Source organism: Octadecabacter ascidiaceicola (genome assembly GCF_900185015.1).
Lineage (GTDB): Bacteria > Pseudomonadota > Alphaproteobacteria > Rhodobacterales > Rhodobacteraceae > Octadecabacter > Octadecabacter ascidiaceicola.
Window position 1 is genome coordinate 184,582 of the sequence record NZ_FXYD01000001.1, and the last position, 24,054, is coordinate 208,635.

A 24,054-nucleotide genomic window follows, 5' to 3' on the forward strand; every position below is an offset into this window, starting at 1 on the left:
TTTGTTCTCAAAAAGTTCTTGCATTGCGAATTGGTTAATGAGAACAAAGAGGCAACAAAGAGAACGTCATTTAGGAGCAACACCATGGCCAAGGAAATCAAAAGCGCATTCGTTCGGTCTTCTGACACGATCATCGCCGATGCGATTGGCATGGCGGCCCTTGTTGTGATGCTTTTCGCTGCCCTGAGCCTTCCAAACGTTATCTAACCTGTCTGTCTACCTTCGCGTTTCGTGCCGGTTTTCCAGATCTTCTGTCCCAACTAACGATCTGTTTTAGTCCGACACTGCCTGTCATCGACCAACCGAGAGCCTGCCTTTCTCGTTGCCACACCGGTCCCACACGAAACGCATATCTGCCGCCACTTTCCGCTGTCCCGGAAAGTGGCGGTTTTTTCTTTTGGGGAAGGGGAGTTAGGTCGAAATTGCGTCGGCAAAGGCATCCAAAGTGGCATCAAACGCCAGCAGGATCGACGCATGGCGGTTTTTGTATTCAGACGCGGGGCCAAGCACTTCGAGGCCGTCAAAGGGCGCATCCGGTGTTGGGCCATCTGATTTCAGCATCGCAAACAGCTGATCGCGCCCAAGCTGAACCTCTGACTGCGTGCGGCCAATGATGTTCCTGCCAACAACGGCGGCGGACGCTTGGCCCAAAGCACAGGCTTTCACGTCTTGTCCGAAACCCACGATCTGACCGTCGTTAAGTTTTATGTCCACGGTTACGGTGGACCCACACAAAGGCGAGCGCCGCTTGGCAGTGCCGTCCGGGGCATCCAATCGCGTGCGATGTGGAATATCCGCAGCCAGCCCGAGGATACGGGTGGAATACAGTTTAATCAGGTCAGTGTCGGCGGACATAGGTTTACTTTCGCGCTGTGTTCTTAATAGATAGGCCCGCGTAGCCAAGTTGCCAAAGGAAAACCAGTCATGTCTTTCGACCCATCAACATTGATCTACGATTCCAATGGTTTGATCCCCTGTATCGCGCAGCAAGACGGCACCGGAGAGGTGCTGATGATGGCGTGGATGAACGTGGAGGCCGTTGCAAAGACGCTTGAGACCAAGCGCGTCACCTATTGGTCGCGCTCGCGTCAGTCGTTTTGGATCAAAGGCGAGACGTCGGGCCATACGCAGGAACTGGTAGATTTGCGCGTGGATTGCGACAGCGATTGCCTGTTGGCTGTGGTTCGTCAGACGGGGGCGGCGTGTCACACCAATCGCCGCAGTTGCTTTTACACGTCTGTTATTGACGGCGAAGAAGTCGAACTGATGGCACCGATGAGCTAAAAACCGACCATCGCGCGGATATCTTCCGGCGTGGCACCTTCTTCGCGAAACTTTGAAATCGCGCGGGCGTCATCGCGTTTGGCAAGGCGTTTACCAGCATTATCGCGGATCAATGAGTGGTGATGGTAAACGGGGGTCGGCAATTTCAGAACCCGTTGTAAAATAACGTGTATCTTGGTGGCTTCGAACAGGTCTTGGCCGCGCACTACATGTGTAATGCCTTGCGCCGCATCATCCAGAACCACCGACAAATGATAAGATGTACCCATATCACGGCGTGCCAGAACGATGTCGCCAATGGTGTCTATGGCCTCTTGCGTGCTGAATTCTATCAGCCCTGTTTCACCGTTTGGGCCTTGGCCTGTTTCATGGAATGACAGGACGTTCCCGCCGGTGAGTTCACTCCCGTGTTTACGCGCCACAGTGTCCATCAACAGGCGAATTGCTGTGTCTTCGGGCATATTAACCGTGCCGGACTGGTTGGTATTCGCACGGCAGGTCCCAGGGTAAATAAGCCCGTCGGGGCCAGTTGCGGGGGCCATACCTTCCTGAGGGGCCGACATGGCGTCTTGGATGTCACGGCGGCTACAATCACAGGAAAAGGCGTACCCGTGGTTCCAAAGCCAACGCAGTTTGTTGCGGTAAACGTCCAAATGATCCGACTGGCGGATAACGGGGCTGGGCCACCACAGGCCAAGCCATTTTAAATCATCATAAATCTGCGCTTCCCATTCAGGGCGTGCACGGCTTTTGTCGATGTCCTCAATCCGCAGCAAAAACTCACCACCTCTTTCCAACGCCATATCGTGGGCGAGTAGCGCAGAATAGGCATGGCCAAGGTGCAAAGGTCCGGTCGGTGACGGTGCGAAACGTGTAATCATGTGCGGTGAAGGACGATCACGTCAGAGCCAGTGACTGCTTCATTCAGATGCGGGCCATTTTCACGGAACACTTGTGACGCAGTTCCATCTGACAGCAGACCATTAAAGGCACTCATGTAGTTTTCATCCAGTAGCGTCGGATCATTGTAGCTAAACGCCAGAAGGCCGCCGGGCGCGAGAGCTTGGGCAAGCACCGGCAGTATATCGGGTGGTGCAGCGCCCAGCGAAATTACCCCCGTCGCGACAATTATCCCGTAGTCCCCGGGGGCGACGTCGATTTCGCCCACCGTACCAAGCCATAGTTTTCGATATAACGGCCCGTCTGGCCCAGCTTTCTCTTTGGCATGTACAAGCATCTCGGGGGAAATTTCGGTGCCGTCGATTGTGGAAAACCCTTTTTTCTTCAAGGCGATACCAGACAGTCCAGTCCCGCAACCGAAATCAAGAACAGGCTGGGTTAAGTCTGGGGCCAGGGTAAGCAGCGCTTCGGCAATCCGGTCAAGCGTGGCGTAGGCCATTGCTGTGATGTCGTCCTCGTAGGTGTCAGCCCAATCCGCGTAAAGCGCGCGCGTTTCGCCAACACTGCGAGGTGCCCAAATCTTCGCTTTCGAGTTATCATCAACCATGAGGTCAGCCTAATCGCGCCCACTAGGGTGCGTCCAGCGTGGATTAGTCAAGCCACGCCTGCCAGTCGAGTTTGGCGCGGTCAGTGTAGGCTTTGTAGCGGTCTTTGCGTCCACGGCGGCCGGATTTGAGACCCTCGACAGGCGGGAACAACCCGAAATTGACGTTCATGGGTTGGAACGTCTTCGCGTCAGCGCCGCCCGTGATATGGGTCACAAGCGCGCCGGTAGCCGTTGTGTTCGGAACTGTGTCCAATGTTTCACCGCGCATTTCAGCAGCGGCCAGACGACCAGCCAAAAGACCCATCGCGGCACTTTCGACATAGCCTTCAACACCTGTGATCTGGCCGGCGAACCGGATATTGGGCTTGGATTTCAGGCGCATCTGGTCATCCAGCAATGTTGGAGAGTTCAGAAACGTGTTGCGGTGGATGCCGCCAAGGCGTGCGAAGTTCGCGTTTTCAAGTCCAGGAATGCGTTTGAAAACATCAACTTGCGCGCCGTACTTCATCTTGGTTTGGAAGCCGACAATATTGTAAAGCGTACCCAAGGCGTTGTCACGGCGCAGCTGTACAACAGCATAGGCCTTGTTTTGTGGATCGTGCTCATTGGTCAGGCCGACGGGTTTCATCGGGCCAAAACGCAGGGTCTCACGTCCGCGTTCCGCCATGACCTCGATCGGAAGGCAGCCATCGAAGTAACCCGCTGTTTCGCCTTCTTTAAATTCGGTTTTGTCTGCTGCGAGAAGGGCGTCAATGAAGCCTTCGTAGTCTTCCTTTGACATCGGACAATTGAGGTAGGCTGTGCGTTCTTCCTCGGTCTCACCCTTGTCATAGCGCGATTGCATCCACGCTTTGCTCATGTCGATGCTGTCGTGGTGAATGATCGGCGCGATGGCATCGAAAAACGCCAAGGCCTCGGCGCCAGTTTCGGCGGCAATTGCATCCGCCAGCTTGCCCGATGTCAGTGGCCCAGTAGCGATAATCCACTGGCCGTCATCAGGTAGCTCATAAACTTCTTCGTATGAAACCGATATGTTAGGGTGAGACGTTAATGTCGCTGTCACCGTTTCCGCGAAAGGATCACGGTCGACCGCCAAGGCACCACCAGCAGGCAGTTTGTGTTGATCTGCGGTGGTCATGATGATCCCGCCAGCTGCGCGCATTTCCCAGTGCAGCAGCCCGACGGCGTTTTGTTCATCATCATCTGATCGGAATGAATTCGAACACACCATTTCAGCCAGATTGCCCGTACGGTGGGCGAATGTTTCAACCTTTGGGCGCATCTCATGGATGACGACCTTTTGGCCGAGGTTGGCCGCCTGCCAAGCTGCTTCAGATCCGGCCATCCCGCCGCCGATGATGTGTAATGTATCTGTCATAACGGGGGAGATAGGGCGTCAGCAGGCCAATGAAAAGGTCCGTTTTCGCCCTAGCGGTTGATGATTGGGTGATACACGTCAGAACGACATAACAATCCCGCGTTGGACAAGTTGCTCAAACGGGTTTGGTGTTTCAAACGGGCGATCCATGAGCGTTTGCGAAGACCGTCCGAGGTCCATCGTGACACCAATCTGGAAAGTCGTGATCGGGGACTGCGCATCGGTTCCGTATAACGCGCTGTGACGCGCTTCGCCAAACACAGCGAAGTTGGATGCGTTCAAGCGGTGGGAAACGCGCAGGCTGCTATCAACGCCGATTGCACGAAAGGTCAGCTCATCAAACTCGGCGATATCTACGCGTGCCTCCAAAGTGGTGGCATCGCTCTTGGCAAAAAGAAGGCCGCCGCCAGCGAAGACATAGTCCCATTGATTCGCAGATGTGCCACCCATCCCGGTTGTGCCGCCAATGCCAAGATGAAGGTCGAGCGCCAGTTGGTCAGACAGCCCGATCCGCCCTTCGCCGCCAACAGACAAGTATTGAATCGCCTCGCCATCCATGTCCGAGATCGACGCGAAGAAACCGTATTTTTGGTTCTGCACGGGCCGCATATAAAGATGCGCACCCAGTTGCCCTGTTAGCGCCTTGCCGCCGTCAATTAAACCGAGGTCCAATTGCAAACCATGCACCTGCGTGATGTCCACATCCAGTTTCACTTGGCCCGAGCCAACTGTTTGGCCATCGTCGGCCATCCCGTAGCTCAGGCTTGCTTGTAGCCCTTGAATACCAAGACTGTCTTGCGCGTAAGCCGAGCCGGCGGCGAATGCGATTGGTAGAACGATTGAGAGGAGGCGGGTGAACATGTTGAAGACTCCGAATAGCGGCATGAGTGCCATTCCAAGAGTCGTAACGAACCCGTATGGTTAATTAAATATAAATGATAACAGAGGGTTAACGTGATATTGGTTAACGACCCGAGGCTTAAGCCTCGGGTGCGTCACCATCTTCACCGTCTTCGTCATCCGCCTGATCCGCGATATAGGCCACGGAAACAACGACTTCGTTCTTGCCAGTGTTGAACACCTTCACGCCACCAGCGGAACGGCTGCGGAAGGAAATGCCTTCGATTGGCACGCGGATGGATTGGCCTTTTGACGTGGCCAGCATGATCTGGTCATCCATTTCCACAGGGAAGGAGGCCACGATGTCGCCACCACGCATGGCCTTGTCCATCGCCGTAACGCCCATGCCACCACGCCCGCGAACAGGATAATCGTGGCTAGAGGACAGCTTACCAGAACCACCGGCGGTAATCGTCAGGATCAGGTTTTCGGATGCCGACATTTCCGCATAGCGTTCTGTGGTGATGTCACCTGCTGGTTCTTCTTCGTCCTCGACCTCGGCATCATCCGCGAGGCCCGCCATCGCGCGGCGCATCTTGAGGTAGGCCGTACGCTCAGACGCTTCAGCGTCAAAGTGACGGATCACGGACATTGAGACGATTTCATCATCGCCCTTGAGCTTAATCCCGCGTACACCAAGCGACGCACGTGAGTTAAACACACGCACATCCGTACATGGGAAGCGGATCGCGCGACCAGAGTTGGTCACAAGCATCACATCATCATCATCAGAACAGATGCGGGCGTTGATCAGGGACACGCCTTCGTTTTCGCCCTCAAACTTCATCGCGATCTTGCCGTTGCGCATAACGTTGGTGAAATCGGACAGCTTGTTGCGGCGCACGGTGCCCGCCGAGGTCGCGAAGACGATTTGCAGGTCGTCCCAGTCTTTTTCGTCGCGATCAACTGGCATGATGGCCGCAATCGACACACCTGTCGGGATCGGCAGGATGTTGACGATGGCCTTACCCTTGGACGTGCGCGACCCTTGGGGCAGGCGCCATGTCTTGAGCTTGTAGACCATGCCGTCCGTCGTGAAGAACAACAGTTGCGTGTGGGTGTTGGCAACGAACAGCTGCGTGACGACATCGTCTTCTTTCAGACCACTGCCAGATACGCCTTTGCCGCCACGTTTTTGCGCGCGGAAGTCGCTAAGAACGGTGCGTTTGATGTAGCCGGATTCCGTGACCGTCACGACCATGTCCTGACTTTCGATCAGGTCTTCGTCTTCCATGTCGCCAGACCAGTCGACGATTTCCGTGCGACGTGGCACGGCAAACAGATCGCGGCATTCTTGTAGCTCGTCACGGATAATCCCGAGGATACGTTCGCGGGAGCCGAGGATCGCGAGGTATTCTTTGATCTTACCTGCGAGCTCTTCGAGCTCGTCAGTGACTTCTTTAACGCCGATCTGTGTCAGGCGTTGCAGACGCAATTCAAGGATCGCGCGGGCTTGGATTTCGGACAGGTTATATGTGCCATCATCGTTGGCCGTATGGGTCGGATCGTCGATCAATGCGATGAAGGGCAGGATTTCCTCAGCCGGCCACGCGCGTGTCATCAAGGCTTGGCGGGCGGCGGGCGCATCGGCGGATGCGCGGATCGTTGCGACGACTTCGTCAACGTTGGAAACCGCCACAGCCAGACCACACAAGACGTGAGCGCGATCGCGGGCTTTGTTTAGTTCAAACGCGGTGCGGCGGATGACGACGTCTTCGCGGAACTCCAAGAAAGATGTCAGAAAACGGCGCAGCGTCAGGGTTTCAGGGCGGCCACCGTTCAGCGCCAACATGTTGCAGCCAAAGCTTGTTTGCATCGGGGTGAAGCGGAACAACTGGTTCAGCACGACTTCGGCTGTGGCATCGCGCTTAAGCTCGACCACGACGCGCACACCGTTGCGATCAGATTCATCCTGAACGTGGGCGATGCCCTCGATCTTTTTGTCCCGCGCGGCTTCGGCGATGCGTTCCACCATGGTGGATTTGTTCACCTGATAGGGGATTTCTTCGATCACGATGGCGAAACGGTCCTTACGGATTTCTTCAACCTTGGTTTTGGCGCGGGTCACAACTGATCCACGGCCTTCAAGGTAGGCTTTACGCGCACCGGAACGGCCCAGCATGATGCCACCCGTCGGGAAATCAGGGCCAGGGACGTATTCGATCAGCTCTTCAGAGGTCAGATCAGGGTTTTCAATCAAAGCCATGGTCGCATCGACGACTTCGCCCAAATTGTGGGGCGGAATATTGGTGGCCATACCCACGGCGATACCACCCGCACCATTGACAAGCATGTTGGGGTAGCGGGCCGGAAGAACCGTTGGTTCGCGGTCTTTGCCGTCATAGTTGTCTTGGAAATCGACGGTATCTTTGTCGATGTCGGCCAGCAGATAGGCCGCCGGCTTGTCCATGCGGACTTCGGTATAACGCATCGCGGCAGGGTTATCGCCGTCCATGGAGCCAAAGTTGCCCTGACCGTCCAAAAGCGGCAGCGACATCGAGAAATCCTGCGCCATGCGCACCAAGGCGTCATAGATCGCGCTGTCGCCGTGCGGGTGGTATTTACCCATAACATCGCCGACTGCACGGGCGGATTTGCGGTAGGGTTTATCGTGCGTGTTTCCGCCTTCATGCATCGCATAAAGAATACGGCGGTGAACGGGTTTTAGACCGTCACGAAGGTCTGGAATCGCACGCGAAACGATCACCGACATGGCGTAATCGAGGTATGAGGTTTTCATCTCCGAGGTGATGGAAATGGACGGGCCGTCATGGGGCATGCGAACGGGCATAACCTCGCCAGAGTTTTCTTCTTCGTTTTCAGGAGTTTCTGGTGTGTCGTTCATGTCGTCCGCCTGCCTGACCGAGCTGACTCGGTCCCTCTATATATTGTTGGTTCAACCTATATCAGAGCCTAGGGGTGGTGCAACGCCTGTCGGTCGAATTTACCGTCCAATACGCTTGAGTATTGGCGATTGATTGTTGCGCAAATCTGATCCGCTGGGGGCAATCGCCCCCAGTCCCATGAGTATTTTTGAGCCAAAGAAAACTACAAAGGCGTTACTTGGCGCGGTTGAGCATGCCGTAAAGGTCGCGCGGGTCATCAGGGTCTGCGAGCATGTCGAGGTCGATGTAGAAATCGGTACCTTTGATCGCGTCTTTGATGCAGCGCAGGGCGGAGAAATCTTCGATTGCGAAGCCGACTGAATCAAACAGGGTGATCTGTTTGTCGTCTGTGCGTCCTGTGGTTTTGCCAGAGAATACCTCGTGGAGCTCAATGACAGGGTGATCCTCTGCGAGGGCTTGGATTTCGCCCTCGACGCGGGTTTGGGGTGGGTATTCCACGAAGATTGATGAGCGGTGCAGGATATCGCTGTGCAGTTCGGTTTTGCCCGGGCAGTCGCCGCCGATTGCGTTGATATGAACGCCCGCGCCAACCATGTTGTCGGTCAGAACGGTGGCGTTTTGTTTGTCGGCGGTGCAGGTCGTGATGATCTGCGCGCCTGTCACGGCGTCCTCGGCGGTTTTGCAGGTCGCCACGTGTAAGCCACTGTTTTCAAGGTTTTTTGCGCATTTCTGTGTGGCTGCCGCGTCGGTGTCGAAAAGGCGTACATGGGTGATGCCGCAGATCGCCTGAAAGGCGCGGCATTGGAATTCGGACTGCGCGCCGTTTCCGATCATGGCCATTGTTGTGGCGCCCTTCGGTGCGAGGTGCTTGGCGGCAAGCGCGGACATTGCAGCAGTACGCAGCGCCGTGAGAAGGGTCATTTCGGAGAGTAGGACCGGATAACCAGAGTGTACGTCCGCAAGCAGGCCGAAGGCGGTGACCGTTTGCAGGCCTTCGGCCGTGTTCTTGGGGTGGCCGTTGACGTATTTGAAGCCATACATCTCGCCATCCGATGTGGGCATAAGTTCGATCACACCCACATCAGAATGGGATGCTACGCGCGGGGTTTTGTCGAACTGGTCCCAACGTAGAAAGTCTTGTTCGATCGCATCTGCAATGCGGATGAGCATCGCATCCAGCCCGTTGTGATGCACTAGGCGCATCATGTTTTCAACGGATACGAAAGGAACGAGGGCGAGTTTTGAGGGAGCGTTCATTGGGAAACCTTTGGGCGTTTGGTTAGGTGGACACCAGCGATCATGCAGCGGGCAGAGCCACCAGCGCATTCGATTGTTGGAAGGGAAAGAGGAAGCAGGGTCGCAGAGGCCGTGATCCGCTCGGTTTGTTCGGGCGTAAGGGCATTTGCAGCGCGTGCGGAGAGGGCGAGATAGCGGCCCGTGGTGCCTGTCAGCTCAATAGCGTTGCCTGCGAAGTTGGCGATTTGTTCGGCGCTAAGTGCGATCACGTCGCGCCCAGTTTCTGCGAGCCGACGATGAACGGTCGCGCGGCGCGCCTCATCGGGGATCAAGTCCAGCCCGATTAGAGCAAAATCCGTTCCGATGCACATCAAAACGTTGGTGTGATAAACGGGAACGCCGGATGGATCGAATGCGTCAAAGACGACTGGTTCATATCCGAAATGGGTACAAAAACGTTCCAAAACAATCGGGTCAGCACGATTGGAACGGGCGACCATTGCGATGCGCCCAATATGGTCAAGCACCATAGCGCCAGTCCCTTCGAGGAACAGGTTATCTTGCTCTAAGCCGGAGTAATCGTAAACAGTTTCAACGCGGTAGTCTCGCTTCAGAAAGGCCAACACATCCGTGCGGCGTTCACGTCTTCGGCTGACGGGATACATCGGATAAACGCCCACGACACCACCAGGATGGGTCGAAAACCAGTTGTTTGGAAAGACACTGTCGGGTGTGTCGTGGCTGCCGTCGTCATCAAAGACATGTACGTCGATGCCTACCTTTCTCAGCGTACAAACCGCAGTGTCGTGTTCCGCCAATGCGTGGGCCGCGACGGTATCGGGGGCCGCGGTTACGACAGTTTGATATGAGTTGTCCTTGGCTGTTTCAGCATTCGGGTGGAATGCGTGCGGGCGTACCATGACGACAGCGCGAGGTGCTTGAAGTGTGTTTGTGAGCGTCATTGTTCATCCAAACGAGCGGGTTGGGCGATCAAAGACGCGGCGCCCCATAAGAGAGGCTGTGAGGTCAACCATAAGCGAGGCGGTCTTGCCGCGTTCGTCCATGAAGGGGTTGAGTTCGACCAGATCGAGGGAAGTCACACGAGCAGAGTCGTGCAGCATTTCCATCGCCAGATGGGCTTCACGCAGGGTCGCGCCACCGGGAACGGTCGTGCCAACAGCGGGTGCGATGTCGGGGTCGAGGAAGTCGACATCAAGGGAGACATGCAGCAGGCCATTGGCGGCTTCAACTTTGGTAAGGAATTCCGCCAAGGGCGCGCGGATGCCGCCTTCGTCGATTGCACGCATGTCGGCGATCTCGACGTACGTTTCAGCGAGGGCCGCGTGCTCGGCAGGGTCAACGGAGCGTAGGCCGATCATGCAGATGTTTTCGGTTGGCACGGGATTTGCGACAGGTGGAAAATCGTCAAAGCCTTTCTGCCCAGAAAGATAGGCAGTTGGCGTTCCGTGAAGATTGCCGGAGGTTGTCGTCTCGGGTGTGTGGAAATCGCTGTGTGCATCGAGCCAAAGCACAAACAGCGGCCGACCAACGGATGCGGCATGATCGGCGATGCCTGTTACTGTGCCGAGGGCGAGGGAATGGTCACCACCCAAGAAGATGGGCAGACCCTTAGGTGCCGCGTCTTTCGCGGCCTTTTGAAGAGTGCGCGTCCAGCCGACGGTTTGGGGCAGGGCGACGAGGTGGTCGTGCTCTGGGAGGTCAGTTTCTTCGGGTGCAAGGTTGCCCAAGTCAGACACGTTGTGACCCAGTTCGACCAGCGTTTCTGAAAGCAGCGCAGTGCGGTAGGCGTCGGGCCCCATGATGCAGCCTTTGCGGTCTTTGCCGCTATCCACGGGTGCGCCAATGAGGAGGATGTTTTGCGGGATCATGGAAGGCTCCTGAATGATTTGAAGTATCTTCATGGGAATTGACGCATTACGGAAGAAAGCGCATTGTCCAATTTGGGCGATAAATTATCAAAATGAGCAACATTGATGGACGAATTGGATAGTAAGCTGGTGCAGGCGCTTAAGCGGGATGGGCGCGCGGCTGTTTCTGACCTGAGTGCAGACTTAGGTGTGACACGAGCCACCGTTAAGGCGCGGATGGATCGGTTGCGGACCAGCGGTGAGATTGCCGGGTTTACTGTGCAGACGCGCAGTGATGTCGCGTCTCATAGTGTGCGTGGGTTGATGATGCTCGGTATTGAAGGGCGTGGGACCGAGAAAGTGATGCGCGCGTTGTTGGGGATGGTTGAGGTGCAAGCTGTGCATTCCACCAACGGAACGTGGGACTTGATCGTGGAAATCGGCACGGGTTCGCTAGATGCCTTGGATGCGGTGTTGTTTCGCATTCGTCGGATGGACGGCGTGACGCGGTCTGAGACGAGTCTTCTGCTTTCGACACGTCGCGCAGGGCGGTAAGGGCGGGCTAGGGGCCAGCCCCTAGGACCGCGAGATATTTTTGAGACAAAGACAATATGGAAAAGGGGTTAGCGGAGCGCCGCTTTGATCCAAAGACCTGCCAATACGAGTGAGATCAACGCGTTGTAGGACGCCATAGAAAGCCCCAAGAGCGACCAAACGACATCGTCACACATTACTATGGGCGCAATGTCTGTGCTGAGAGGGTCTGTCAGGTTTAACCCACCGCCACCTGTGCAGCTTGACGGGCCTTCCCACCAATCACGCTCCACACCTGTATGGTAAACGCCAATGGCACCGGTTGTTAGCGCTGCGAGCGCGCCGAGGATCGCCAGTTGCGTTTGAAAGCGCGTGAGGATGAGAGCAAGCAGACCGATGACGACTGCGACCGCGTGCGGATAGCGTTGCCACAAACACATCTGGCACGGCGCATAGCCAGAGAATTGAAAGAGGAAAGCGCCAGCAAGCAGAGCAAAGCTGCCGAATGCTGCGATGAGGATAAATTGGGATTTTGTCATTTTGTCAAAGTCCTTCACTGCCAATGGGGCAAGACAGGGTGGGAAACGGGCGATATCGAAGCATTAGATTCCGAGCCATCCGCGCAAAAGAGTGGCCAATGTGGCCCCAGCAAAAATCAGCGTCGCGATCCATGCTGTGCCAAGGAGTAGCCCTAGCAGGATCAAAACGCCATCCCGCTGCAAAAGACCCATAGAAATGATGACGACAGCCACACCAGGAACGGAATTGGTGCCCGGTAGGGGTACGAGAATGGAAGCACTGAAGAGGACAAGCCCGAGCCCAACCAGACGGTCCAAAGGTGGGCGGGACAAGGCTGTTAGCCTTGGGCGGCTCACGGCCTCGATTTTGCGCAGCCATGGGCTCGCGCGGTCCGACAGGTTCTGAAGCCCATTTTTGGTGACCGTGCGCGCGCCCAGTTTTTGGGGAAGCCACGGGAGTCTTCGTCCAAACAAGATTTGAACCGATACAAGCATCAGCGGCAGGGCCACGACCTGAGGGATGCCATAAAGAAAGGGAATGCAGCAGGGCAAAGCCAGAACCAGCAGAAACAGCCCAAACGCGCGTTCGTTCAGATGATGGAGAACCCAATCGAGCGTTACTGTTTCTTCGGTTGCGTCCGCCGCCAGTTGGGCGAGCTGTTGAGAGATCGCCAGATCAGTATGGGTTGAGGCCGTCATAGGTGTCGCCCTTCAAAAGCCGGGGTTTGGTTGGTGTAGGGTTGGGGCCGGTAACAAAGATGACGGATCATAGATGACCTTTTGAGGCTGCTCTTATTTGTTTGGTTTCTTAGGCCAGAGACAGGCTGTATGGTCAACAGCAACTATATGCAGAGGATGTGCAGATGAAGTGGCAAGGTAGACGTGGTAGCAGCAATATCGAAGATCGCCGCCGCAGCGGTGGCGGTGCACGCAAGGCCGGTGGGATTGGTGGTATCGCAGGCCTATTGATCTTGCTTGCAGGTTTGTATTTTGGCTTCGACACATCGGGCTTTGTTGATCTTGGTGGCACAGAGCAACAAGTGAGCGGTGGTGAAATCACCGAGGCAGATGAACGTATGGCGCAGTTCGTGTCTGTTACGTTGGCGGACACGGAAGAGGTTTGGGCTGAAATTTTCGAAACTCAGGTCGGGGCGCGTTACGCGCCGCCAACCTTGGTGTTGTTCAAAGGCGCGACACAGTCGCCTTGTGGCGGTGCCACTGGTGCCTCTGGTCCGTTTTATTGTCCGGGTGATGAAAAAGCTTACCTTGATACGGAATTTTTCGTGACGCTGGAAAATCGTCTTGGGGCAGGTGGGGACTTTGCCGCGGCTTACGTTGTGGCCCATGAAGTCGCCCATCATGTTCAGAACGAGCTGGGTATCTTAGGGCAGGCGAACCGTATCAGAGCGCAAGTTAGTGAACGGGAAAGCAACGCAATTTCGGTTCGCATTGAACTTCAAGCGGATTGTTTTTCCGGCATTTGGGCCCGTCTAGCGCAAGAAAAATTCAATTCTCTTGAACGCGGTGACATTGCTGAAGCCATGAATGCAGCGGCGCAAATTGGGGATGACACCTTACAGCGAAATGCGGGCCGGACTGTGCGGCCGCACACCTTTACCCATGGGACATCAGAACAGCGCCAGCGCTGGTTCCGGACTGGTTATGAAACCATGCAATTGGCCGCTTGCAATACGTTTGAGACCAATAACCTCTAAAACTTGATTTATCGCCGTTGACGTCGCGCGAGACGAGGGGTATTCGCCCCCTTGTCGCGTGTGCCGGTGTGGCGGAATGGTAGACGCAGGGGATTCAAAATCCCCCGATGGTGACATCGTGCCGGTTCGAGTCCGGCCACCGGTACCACTTAAAGTGGTGATGCGCGCGACACTTTCCTGAAAATCTTCAAATTCTCGAATCAACAGTGTTGGTGAAACGTTAACAAAGCCGAGACTTTCACGAGATTTGTTACCGTTCGTGAACAGCCTTAGAGGCGAGCCTGTACTAAAGTTAGGTCTCAGTTTGGGAAAAATCACAGCCTATCTCCCCATTCACGAATTGTTCAACAATTGGGTTCAATAGAGCGAAAACTGGGTGATTGGTCACATAATCCTTCGATTTAGGCGATTTTTATCGCTGTAGGTTTCCAGATTGGAAACAAAGCGTTTCGTTGACGTAACGTAAGACGCAACCTTTTCGAGTGCCGCGGCAGCGGTTGCTACGGCGTTAACCATAATCGCGCCATTTTTCGCTTTTTTAGACGCAAATCTGCCTGTATTCAAAACGAGCCCAACTGGGGGGCATTCCGACTGACTGGGGAAGTCGGGTCAAGATTTAGGTCTTGATGAATGAGTGGTGTCTGCGTGATTGGGGCTTACCCTATGACAAAGCGGATTAGAGTTTGGTCGCAGTTTGCGGCCAGCGCATGTGTAATGCTGTGGCCCAAAACCCAGACAATTACATGCGTGTCATCAATGGAGAGGCCTGGGTTGGCCGCTTCTAGGGGAAGATAGGAAGTACGATGTCAGATTATACAATTGACTGGTCAAATACGAACGTAGACGGCAGCAATACGATTGCGGGCCCAGACGGGAACATTAACGTCAGCGTTGCGACGCCGCAAAATGCTCAGGGTCAACAGTGGTTCGTTGAGAACGGAATGCTGAAGAACTGGGATGTTACAACTGACAGTTCAGCGGACATCACGTTCTCCGAAGCGGTAACTGACGTTAAGTTCACACTCCTAGACGTTGACCGTCTGGACGAGATCACAATCATGACCAAGGATGCTAACGGCAATCCTGTTGAAGTGCAGTTCGAAGCAACTGGCGTGCACTCGGTCAATGGTAACACTGTGACTGGAACGCAGACGAACGCACCTGGCCCGGGTGCAAATAACAATGCACAAGACATCGAAATCTGCATTCCTGGACCTGTTATGACATTCTGGATCGTTCTGGATGATGGCCCAGAGCGTAACTTTTCCGGTACTGTTGCGGTTAGCGACATCACATTCAACATCGCCGAGCAGGAAGACGGTTATGTAGAAGGTACTGCTGGCAACGACACGATCGACGTGGCCTACACTGGCGACCCGGATGGCGACCAGATCGACAACAACGATGCGTTGCTTCCAGGCGAAGCGGCACAGGACGATATCGTTCTGGCCGGCGCCGGGAACGACCTCGTTATGGCGAATGACGGAAACGACGAAATCTATGGCGGCGAAGGCGATGATACGCTTTGTGGCCAAGACGGTGACGATGTTATCTATGGCGGCGAAGGCAATGATACCCTCGAAGGTATGAACAACAACGACGTTCTTATCGCGGGCGATGGTAACGACACTGTTTACGGTGACGCAGGTACAGACGTAATGTCTGGTGGCGCTGGTGACGACAAAATGTACGGTGGCTCCGGCGACGATGTCGCGTCCGGCGGCAAAGGCGCCGACCTTCTTAACATGGGTACAGGAAATGACGTTGCATACGGCGGCGTTGGCGCAGACAGCATCCTTGGTGGCGCCGGCAATGACACGCTCATCGGCGGCAACATGTCTTACGACGGCACACAGGACTTCAATGACCTGTCTGCGGGCGAACTTGTTGATGGCCAATACATTGCAGAAGGCGTGACAATCACATCTGCTGATCCACGTCACCCTGTTATGGCATTTGACACCGACAACCCAACGGGTGGTGACAACGACCTTGCGACAAACAACCTCGGCACTGTTCTGATCCTTTCAGAGGATCGTGACGGCGGTGACCCAGATGACAACGCATCCGGCGGTACATTCAACATCAACTTCGAAAACCCGGCAGACGTGACTTCTTTGACGTTGCTGGATGCGGACGAAGGTGCCTGGATCAAGTACTACGATATGAACGGCAACCTGCTGCAGCAAGTTGATGTGACGACTGCCAATGGTGGTCAGCATGTCGTGAACACGAACCTGCACAACGTTGCGTCTATCGAAGTGATCCTTGGTGGGTCCGGCGCGATCGACAACCTGACGTACTCCATCAACCCAGATAACATGGATGGCAACGACGTCATTTCTGGCGGCGCTGGCGATGACTACATCGAAGGTAACGCTGGCGACGACGTTTTGAACGGCGGCACTGGCAACGACACAATTTACGGTGACTCTCCAAACGGGTCTACGGGTTCAACCGACGGCAAGACCCTCGTTTGGGACGATGTTGCGGCTGACGGCACCAATCTTGGCGGCTCAACGAATCACGATGTTGGTGGTATCAACGTTGAGATCGGCTTCGCTGGTCAGGATAACGGCGCATATGGCCAGATTTCCAACAGCACAGTCTATGTTGAAGCTGGCGAAGGTCTGGACAGCGACTCCAGCCTCCTGCTGAGCGGCAACGGCGGAGAAGGTGGATTTGACAACACGTCTACGACGAAACTCGACTTCTCTTCTACTAACGCAGCTTACGCTGGCGAAGTTCAGAACGTCAAGTTCCGTCTCGACGATGTTGATCTGTCCACAAACAACGGCGACACACACATCGACCGCGTGACGATCCGTGCGTATGATGAAAACGGCAACCTTCTTGATGTTGACCTTACGCCGGAACTGAACGGCCAGACTGTCAATGGTAACACGGTAACCGGTACAGTTGAGCACAACGCGGGCGTAACACCTGAAAGCCAAATAGGTTCCGTGCTCGTGAATATCGCTGGTCCGGTTTCCTACATCGAAATCGACTACGATAACGGTGGCCTGACGTCACAAATCATCCACGTGACTGACGTAACATTCGACACGATCGCTGCTGGCGGAAATGGCGAAGGTGGTGACGATGTAATCACTGGTGGCGAAGGCAGCGATGTCATGTTCGGTCAGGGCGGCGACGATACCTTCGTTGTATCCAGCGCGTCGGAAGGTGCTGGCGACGTCATCGACGGCGGCAACGGACCGGATCAGACAACAGACCGCGATGTTCTGGACCTGACTGGTGCAGGCGACGTTGTGATCAACGATGCAGCCGACGCAAACGATGACGGCGCGACAGCTGGTACAGTTACATTCAATGACGGTTCCGTACTGACATTTGAAGGTATCGAGCAGATCATTACTGATCCGCAAAACAAAGCGCCTATTGCAAATGATGATGCCTACGACGTGGAAGAAGATGGCTCTGTCACCTTCAACCCGCTGCTCAACGACAGCGATCCTGACGGTGACACTCTGACCTTGGATGGCGCAAGCGATCCAGCTCACGGTACACTCAACGACAATGGCGACGGCACATACACCTACACGCCTGATCCTGATTACAACGGCCCGGATTCCGTCACATACACCATCTCGGATCCATCCGGTGAAACCAGCACAGCGACAGTTACGTTCAACGTCACACCAGTAAACGACGCACCTGACGCGGTTGATGATGCGGACGTCACAGACTTCAATACACCTGTAACTGTTGACCTTCTGGCCAACGACACAGACGTTGATGGTGCTGATCTGACGGTTATCAGCGCAACGGTTCCAGCCGATCAAGGTACTTTGGCCGACAATGGCGATGGCACTGTAACGTTCACACCAGCACTCGGCTTTATTGGTGAAGCGACGATCAGCTACACAATCGAAGACGAAGAAGGTCTGACAGATAGCGCCGTTCACGTCATCACTGTGGAAGCTGGCATTCTGGACGGAACTGTCGAAGGTACTGCAGGCGATGACTTGATCGACGGCAACTACCTTGGCGATCCGGATGGCGACCTTGTTGATAACAACGACGCAATCCTGCCTGGTGATGTTGGTGACGATGACCTGATCTACGGCTTTGGCGGCGACGACAGCATCCTTGCTGGCGAAGGCGACGACGAAGTCTATGGCGGCACAGGTGACGACACCATCGACGGTGGCAATGGTGACGACAGCATTGAAGGCGGTACTGGCGACGACAGCATCCTCGGCGGCGAAGGTGACGACGTTCTCGGTGGTGGCCGTGACGATGACACGATCGACGGTGACGCCGGCGATGACATGATCTTCGGCGGTGCCGGCGATGATGAACTCGACGGTGGCGGCGGCGACGATAAGATCGAAGCTGGCTCTGGCGATGACACGATCATCGGTGGCGAAGGCAACGACGATCTTTGGGGTGCGTCCGGTGATGACAGCGTTGACGGCGGTATCGGCGACGACACTATCAGCACAGCTGAAGGCAATGATATTGTCGAAGGTGGTGACGGTGACGACATCATTGACACTGGCAACGACGAAAGCCCGCTGACAGGTCAGAACCTGCCGGATCAAGGTTACCCAGGCGTCTATCCTGCGGATCTCGACCCGAATGACGACCTCGACACTGTCTTTGGTGGCGCTGGCAACGACAGCATCACAACTGGCGATGACGATGACACCATCTTTGGTGGCACTGGCAACGATAACATCGATGCTGGTATCGACGACGACTATGTCGAAGCAGGCGATGGCGACGACACTGTCATCGGTTCCGAAGGTAATGACGAAATCTACGGCAACGACGGCGACGACATCATCTATGGTGGTCTGGTTACGCCTGGACCTGCAGATGCGCTGAACTTGCCTGACGATCTGGACGGTGACGGCGACAGCAATGATCCAGGCGAAGATCTGGTGACCGACAACAACAACGACACGTTGTTCGGTGGTGCTGGCGATGACACCATCTACGGTGCGGACGATGACGACACATTGTACGGTGGCACTGGTAATGACTACCTAGATGGCGGCGTTGACGACGACAGCATCGAAGGCGGTGATGGCGATGACACTATCGTCGGTGGTCAGGGCAACGACGATCAGTCTGGTGGCCTCGGCAACGACATCTTCCTTGGTGGCAACGGCGGTGACGTGGTTGTTGGTGGCGAAGACCCAGACGCAGATGGCGACGGTAACTCCGATGATGTGGATGTGCTCGACCTGACTGGTTCCAACGTGGACTTCGTCACATATGATGAAGCCGACCCGACCTTTGCCAACGGTGTTGGCGAAAGCGGTACAGTGACGTTCCTCGACGGTTCCACAATGACCTTCTCCGAGATCGAGAATGTGATCCCATGCTTCACGCCTGGCACCACAATCGCGACACCGAAAGGGGAACGTCTGGTCGAAGAGCTTCGCGAGGGTGATCGTATCATCACACGTGACAACGGTATCCAAGAGATCCGTTGGGTTGGCCGCAAAGAGATGTCTGGTAAAGCGCTTGTCGCCAATCCGCACCTCAAGCCAATTCTGGTTCGCGCTGGTTCCCTCGGGAACGGCTTGCCAGAGCGTGACATGTTGGTGTCTCCAAACCACCGTATGCTGGTCGCATCCGAGAAAACTCAGCTCTACTTCGAAGAGCGTGAAGTTCTTGCGGCCGCTAAGCACCTCGTTGGTTCAGACGGCATCCACGCTGTTGATGTGATGGGCACTGCCTACATTCACTTCATGTTCGATCGCCACGAAGTGGTTCTGTCGAACGGCGCATGGACAGAAAGTTTCCAGCCTGGCGATTACTCCCTCAAGGGTATCGGCAACAGCCAGCGCAACGAAATCTTTGAGCTCTTCCCAGAGCTTCAGGAAAAACAGGGTCTGGAAGGATACCAGTCTGCACGTCGCGCACTTAAGAAGCACGAAGCCAAACTGTTGGTTCGCTAAACAAATATGCAGCTTGTTCCCAGCGATTGATCGTTGGGGACAAACGGAGCGGGGGGCAATTGCCCCCCGTTTCAGTTTCAAAGCAATAGTTTTCTATGTAAGAGGAACTTAATCGATCGTTTTGCCACGCCAGAGGCGGGCCAAAGTCGCGATAAGGGTTTGTTTTAGATTTTTTCCCCATAAAATGATGGGGCTGCGCACCTATGTAAGTACTGCTACAAAGTTCATTGATATCCGTGGGGGATCATATGCCAACGTCATTTGAAGTTCTTTATCTCGGTAATTTGCCGCTCATCGATACGACTGAAGGCGATCAATTTGTTGATCAAACAGCGGTAAACAGCTGGCTTGGCATATATGGTTCCGCGGCGGACCCTTTGGCATCTACCGACAACGTTATGGACTGGGCACCCGCCAGCTTTTCAGGCGGCCAAGCCACGAACTATGATTTGAACAATAACACGTCAAATGACACGTTTACCGTGGACGGGGTTCAGCAAACTCACGACGCCACGATGATCTACAACGCTACGATCACGTATTTTGATGGCACCACGGCGAACATCACCGCCGTCGTTTCACAAGCGACCAATGGCGATACCTATTTGATGCCTGAATTCTCCGCCAATGCGGATCAAGCCGCGATTGAAGCTCAGCCAATCCAATCTATTCAGTTGATCTCACCGATCTATGCCAACAACAATCCGGGTCAGGCCTATAACTTGGTGGCGGATCGACAGGCGGCTGATTTGGTTCCTTGTTTCACGGCAGGTACGCGGATCGCGACCAATCGCGGTGAAGAGCTGGTGGAAGAACTGGAAGTTGGCGACCTTGTGATGACACGGGACAACGGGCTGCAACCTGTTCGATGGGTAGGGCGCCGTGACGTAAATGCTGCCGAAACGCTTATTTCGCCAGAATGGCGGCCAATCATGGTACGTGCCGGTTCCGTTGGTCCGAACGTGCCGGAGGCAAATTTGCTTTTGTCTCCAAACCACCGCGTTCTGATTTGTGGCGAGCAGGCGTCCTTGTTCTTTGGCGAAAACGAGGTTCTCGTCGCGGCCAAACATCTGACAGGGATGGATGGTGTGGATTGGGCGGATCAAGCGACCGTTAGCTATTTCCACATCATGTTTGATCGCCATGAGGTGATCCTGTCCAACGGTGCATGGTCTGAAAGTTTCCAGCCTGCCGATTATTCACTGCGTGGGATTGGCGACGATCAACGCAATGAAATCATTGGCTTGTTCCCTGAACTTGAAAATTACACGAACGGCGCAGGCTGGCCTTCAGCGCGTAAGGTGTTGAAAAAACACGAAGCCCAGCTTCTAACTAGCTGAAACGATTGCGGTAGCGATCCCAGTCTTCAGGCGTATCCAGATCAAGGCGTGCGCGATTACCCTCAAGCGGCACGAGGTGTGTTTTATCCTTTAGCGCCTTGGCGATGTGGAACGCGCCGCGATCCCCGTCCAAGTTTTCGAACTCTGGGAAAAGAATTTTGTCAAAATAAACCGGGTGGCCCGGCGTGCCGTTAGCCGTGCAAGCGCGAACAATCAGCGCGTCAGATTCTTGAACAGCCGCAATAACTTTGCCAATGTCATTGGCCGTTATGTCTGGCATGTCGGCGGGCATAAGAAGCACGCCTTTAGCCTCAGCGGGCAAGGCGGCGATCCCCGTTTTGATGCTATTGCTCATTTCACCAGCAACTGGGATTACTGTCACGGCCTTGGACAAAATCGCCCTACGCGGGTGATCTGCGCTTGGGAGAGTTACATAGGTCGGCCCGCATTGAAGCGCGCGTTCCGCGAGCAAAGCCAAAAGTGGAACGCCATCTATTTCTTCAAGCAATTTATCGCGGCTTCCCATGCGGGACGACTTTCCAGCCGCGAGAAGTAGTACTGGTATCATCCGCGCAACCGTGATCCATCAGCATCAAAGATCGGTTCGGTGATCAATGTTGCAGGGCGCAGATCGCCAAGGATCTCGATTTCTACCTTTAGACCTTCTTTCGCGTGTTCTTTCGGGATCAAACCGAAGGCGATGGATTTGCCCGTGTGGTGGCTGAAACCGCCCGACGTGCAAAAGCCCAAAACCTCACCATTAATGAAGATAGGCTCGTAGGCCGTGACATCGGCATCCTTCGCGTCGACCTCAAACGTCACGAGCTGGCGGGCAGGGGTTTCAGCCTCGGCGGCAGCTTTACCGATAAAGTCCTTGTCCCATTTGATAAAGCGGCCCATGCCAGTTTCAGCGGCGGAATAATCTGGTGAAAACTCGCGCATCCAAGAGCCAAAGAACCGATCCAAACGAAGCGACATGATGGCCCGCATTCCGAACAATGACAGTCCCATGGGCTGGCCAGCGGTCCACAAAGTTGTCCACAGGGTGCGTTGATCCATTGGGTTACAGTAGATTTCGTAGCCCAAATCACCGGTGTAGGACACACGGTTCACGGTGCAGGCGACCTGTCCGATTGTCATTTGGCGCACATCGAGGAACTTCATGTCCGCATCATCGCGAGAGCACAGCTTCAAAAGCTCACGTGCATTTGGCCCTGCAATCGAGAAACCATTCATCTTATCACTTATATTTTCGACACTTGCGCCGTTTTCTTGATGTTGCAGAAACCAGCGCATGTGCTGGGCCTGCGCACCATAGGAGGCCGTCAAAATGAAGGTGGTTTTATTCAAACAAGACACAGTGAAATCGCCCAAAAGTTTGCCCTTTGGCGACAGCATCGGGGTCAAAGAAATGCGGCCCACCTTGGGGATACGGCCCGCCATAATGCGGTCCAGCCACGCCCGCGCATTGGCACCTTGGACGCGGTACTTTCCGAAGTTATGCACTTCGGTAATTCCAACGTTTGCGCGCAGCGATTTGACTTCACGTGCGACGGCCTCAAACGCGTTGGAGCGGCGGAAGGACGGGTCCTCAAACGTCGGCTCATCCCCTTGGGCGAAGTAGTTCGGAACCTCTAGCCCAAATTGATGCCCCCAAACCGCGCCGTGGCCTGAGAAAATGTCATACATGGGGGTCATGCGATGTGGGCGGGCGGCTGGAAGTTCTTCGTTCGGGTAGGCGATTGAAAACCGTTTCTGATAGTTCTCGATGACCTTAGGGCGCGTGTAGCCCGGTGTGATCCAATCCCCGAAACGCGCCACATCCATGGCCGTGACATCGCGTTCGCATTCGCCCTCGACCATCCACTGCGCCAGCATAAGACCCACACCGCCACCCTGCGAAAACCCAGCCATAACGCCACAAGCAGACCAATAGCCCTGCAAGACCGGAATGGGCCCAACGAGCGGGTTGCCGTCAGGCGCAAAGGTAAACGGCCCGTGCACAACTGATTTCACGCCAGCGCGTTCAAGGGCAGGGAACCTTTTGTAGGCGAATTCAATGCTGTCGGTGATCTTGTCAAAGTCATCAGGCAAAAGCTCATGCCCGAAATCCCAAGGGGTGCCATTCACGGCCCATGGGCGGCAGGGCTGTTCATAAAAACCGATACACAAACCCTTACCTTCTTGGCGAAGATAGCTTTCGCCAGCTGGGTCCATCACATGGGGATGCTCGCTGTCACGTTCAACGATTTCAGAAACGTCATCGGTGACGATATATTGGTGTTCCATTGGCTGCAGCGGCGCGTAAATGCCCGCCATCGCGGCGACCTCGCGCGCCCAAAGACCACCAGCGTTCACGATGTTGTCGGTATGGATCGTACCTTTGTCGGTAACCACATCCCAGGTGCCATCGGCGCGTTGGGTTGTGGCGGTAACCATACAGTGTGTAACGATATCAGCCCCGCCCATACGCGCCGCCTTGGCGTAAGCGTGCGTCGTACCGCTTGGGTCAAGGTGCCCGTCCAACGGATCATACAGCCCGCCAATGATACCATCCAGATTGGTGATCGGCGCGATCTTGGCGATTTCTTCAGGGCCGATGATCTCAGTCTCAAGCCCCATATAACGATGCTTAGCGCGTTCGGCGACGAGCATGTCAAAGCGGTCTTGGTTATCCGCCAGCGTCACACCACCCACGTGGTGCAGCCCACAGGACATCCCCGTGATCTCTTCTAACTCTTTGTAAAGCTTGATGGTGTAGCCCTGCAGCGCCGCCATGTTGGTATCGCCGTTCAGCGTGTGAAACCCGCCCGCGGCATGCCACGTGGACCCCGACGTCAATTCTGAGCGTTCTAGCAGCATCACATCAGACCACCCCAGCTTGGTCAGGTGGTACAAAACAGACGCGCCAACAACGCCTCCGCCGATGACAACAACGCGGGTGGTGGTTTTCATGTGAAGCTCCTTCGCTAGGGTCAGCGTATTTTCGATC

19 protein-coding genes and 1 tRNA gene are annotated in these 24,054 nt (G+C 55.1%); 7 read left to right on the forward strand and 13 right to left on the reverse strand.

What is annotated here, in order from left to right; translation table 11 throughout:
* Positions 1–84: 84 nt before the first annotated feature.
* On the forward strand, positions 85–207 hold the full coding sequence (locus OCA8868_RS16830; RefSeq protein WP_281253577.1) for a hypothetical protein: 123 nt from the start codon (positions 85–87) through the stop codon (positions 205–207).
* A 204-nt stretch (positions 208–411) separates the two neighbouring features.
* On the opposite strand, the gene OCA8868_RS00950 is transcribed toward OCA8868_RS16830, so the two are convergent.
* Positions 412–855: an iron-sulfur cluster assembly scaffold protein gene (locus OCA8868_RS00950; RefSeq protein ID WP_093994690.1), complete on the reverse strand. Its 444-nt coding sequence runs from the start codon at positions 853–855 to the stop codon at positions 412–414.
* 69 nt (positions 856–924) lie between these two features.
* Here OCA8868_RS00950 and hisI point away from each other — a divergent pair, with 69 nt between their 5' ends.
* Complete coding sequence (gene hisI, locus OCA8868_RS00955; protein WP_093994691.1) at positions 925–1,284, forward strand: phosphoribosyl-AMP cyclohydrolase; 360 nt, start codon at positions 925–927, stop codon at positions 1,282–1,284.
* Here the strand turns inward: hisI and gluQRS are convergent.
* The 8 genes from gluQRS to rocF all read right to left on the reverse strand — a co-directional run bounded on the left by gluQRS (position 1,281) and on the right by rocF (position 11,040).
* On the reverse strand, positions 1,281–2,165 hold the full coding sequence (gene gluQRS, locus OCA8868_RS00960; protein WP_093994692.1) for a tRNA glutamyl-Q(34) synthetase GluQRS: 885 nt from the start codon (positions 2,163–2,165) through the stop codon (positions 1,281–1,283). The genes hisI and gluQRS overlap by 4 nt on opposite strands.
* The gene (locus tag OCA8868_RS00965) at positions 2,162–2,791 is read right to left on the reverse strand and encodes a class I SAM-dependent DNA methyltransferase (protein ID WP_093994693.1); all 630 of its coding nucleotides are present in this window, start codon (positions 2,789–2,791) and stop codon (positions 2,162–2,164) included. Before OCA8868_RS00965 ends, gluQRS begins: the two co-directional genes overlap by 4 nt.
* Positions 2,792–2,834: 43 nt before the next feature.
* The gene (gene trmFO, locus OCA8868_RS00970; protein WP_093994694.1) at positions 2,835–4,169 is read right to left on the reverse strand and encodes a methylenetetrahydrofolate--tRNA-(uracil(54)-C(5))-methyltransferase (FADH(2)-oxidizing) TrmFO; all 1,335 of its coding nucleotides are present in this window, start codon (positions 4,167–4,169) and stop codon (positions 2,835–2,837) included.
* A gap of 78 nt (positions 4,170–4,247) precedes the next feature.
* Positions 4,248–5,030: a hypothetical protein gene (locus tag OCA8868_RS00975; protein ID WP_143849473.1), complete on the reverse strand. Its 783-nt coding sequence runs from the start codon at positions 5,028–5,030 to the stop codon at positions 4,248–4,250.
* Between the two features lie 118 nt (positions 5,031–5,148).
* Positions 5,149–7,914, reverse strand: a complete 2,766-nt coding sequence (gyrA, locus tag OCA8868_RS00980; RefSeq protein WP_093994696.1) for a DNA gyrase subunit A — start codon at positions 7,912–7,914, stop codon at positions 5,149–5,151.
* Between the two features lie 214 nt (positions 7,915–8,128).
* Positions 8,129–9,172 carry an ornithine cyclodeaminase gene (gene ocd, locus OCA8868_RS00985; RefSeq protein WP_093994697.1) on the reverse strand — a complete coding sequence of 348 codons (1,044 nt, stop codon included), beginning with the start codon at positions 9,170–9,172 and terminating at the stop codon, positions 8,129–8,131.
* Positions 9,169–10,113, reverse strand: a complete 945-nt coding sequence (gene ctlX / locus OCA8868_RS00990) for a citrulline utilization hydrolase CtlX (RefSeq protein WP_093994698.1) — start codon at positions 10,111–10,113, stop codon at positions 9,169–9,171. The genes ocd and ctlX overlap by 4 nt, the downstream gene beginning before the upstream one ends.
* 3 nt (positions 10,114–10,116) lie before the next feature.
* Entirely contained in the window at positions 10,117–11,040 is a 924-nt protein-coding gene (rocF, locus tag OCA8868_RS00995) for an arginase (protein WP_093995461.1), read from the reverse strand.
* 105 nt (positions 11,041–11,145) lie between these two features.
* Here rocF and OCA8868_RS01000 point away from each other — a divergent pair, with 105 nt between their 5' ends.
* Positions 11,146–11,574: an Lrp/AsnC family transcriptional regulator gene (locus tag OCA8868_RS01000; RefSeq protein WP_093994699.1), complete on the forward strand. Its 429-nt coding sequence runs from the start codon at positions 11,146–11,148 to the stop codon at positions 11,572–11,574.
* A 68-nt stretch (positions 11,575–11,642) separates the two neighbouring features.
* On the opposite strand, the gene OCA8868_RS01005 is transcribed toward OCA8868_RS01000, so the two are convergent.
* Together OCA8868_RS01005 and OCA8868_RS01010 are read right to left on the reverse strand one after the other, a co-directional pair.
* Positions 11,643–12,092: a disulfide bond formation protein B gene (locus OCA8868_RS01005; RefSeq protein ID WP_093995462.1), complete on the reverse strand. Its 450-nt coding sequence runs from the start codon at positions 12,090–12,092 to the stop codon at positions 11,643–11,645.
* A gap of 63 nt (positions 12,093–12,155) precedes the next feature.
* Positions 12,156–12,770 (reverse strand): exopolysaccharide biosynthesis protein, encoded by a 615-nt coding sequence (locus tag OCA8868_RS01010; protein ID WP_093994700.1) that lies wholly within the window; start codon positions 12,768–12,770, stop codon positions 12,156–12,158.
* Between the two features lie 164 nt (positions 12,771–12,934).
* Here OCA8868_RS01010 and ypfJ point away from each other — a divergent pair, with 164 nt between their 5' ends.
* The 4 genes from ypfJ (at position 12,935) to OCA8868_RS01030 (ending at position 21,062) form a co-directional block, all read left to right on the forward strand.
* Positions 12,935–13,786, forward strand: a complete 852-nt coding sequence (ypfJ, locus tag OCA8868_RS01015) for a KPN_02809 family neutral zinc metallopeptidase (RefSeq protein ID WP_093994701.1) — start codon at positions 12,935–12,937, stop codon at positions 13,784–13,786.
* A 62-nt stretch (positions 13,787–13,848) separates the two neighbouring features.
* Positions 13,849–13,934, forward strand: a tRNA-Leu gene (locus tag OCA8868_RS01020).
* Positions 13,935–14,589: 655 nt separating this feature from the next.
* Positions 14,590–19,722, forward strand: a complete 5,133-nt coding sequence (locus OCA8868_RS01025) for a Hint domain-containing protein (RefSeq protein ID WP_093994702.1) — start codon at positions 14,590–14,592, stop codon at positions 19,720–19,722.
* Between the two features lie 248 nt (positions 19,723–19,970).
* Positions 19,971–21,062 carry a Hint domain-containing protein gene (locus OCA8868_RS01030; protein ID WP_093994703.1) on the forward strand — a complete coding sequence of 364 codons (1,092 nt, stop codon included), beginning with the start codon at positions 19,971–19,973 and terminating at the stop codon, positions 21,060–21,062.
* On the opposite strand, the gene OCA8868_RS01035 is transcribed toward OCA8868_RS01030, so the two are convergent.
* Both OCA8868_RS01035 and OCA8868_RS01040 read right to left on the reverse strand, forming a co-directional pair.
* On the reverse strand, positions 21,055–21,630 hold the full coding sequence (locus tag OCA8868_RS01035) for a nucleotidyltransferase family protein (RefSeq protein WP_093994704.1): 576 nt from the start codon (positions 21,628–21,630) through the stop codon (positions 21,055–21,057). The genes OCA8868_RS01030 and OCA8868_RS01035 overlap by 8 nt on opposite strands.
* Positions 21,627–24,017, reverse strand: coding sequence for a GcvT family protein (locus OCA8868_RS01040; protein ID WP_093994705.1), 2,391 nt, complete (start codon positions 24,015–24,017; stop codon positions 21,627–21,629). Before OCA8868_RS01040 ends, OCA8868_RS01035 begins: the two co-directional genes overlap by 4 nt.
* Between the last annotated feature and the right edge of the window lie 37 nt (positions 24,018–24,054).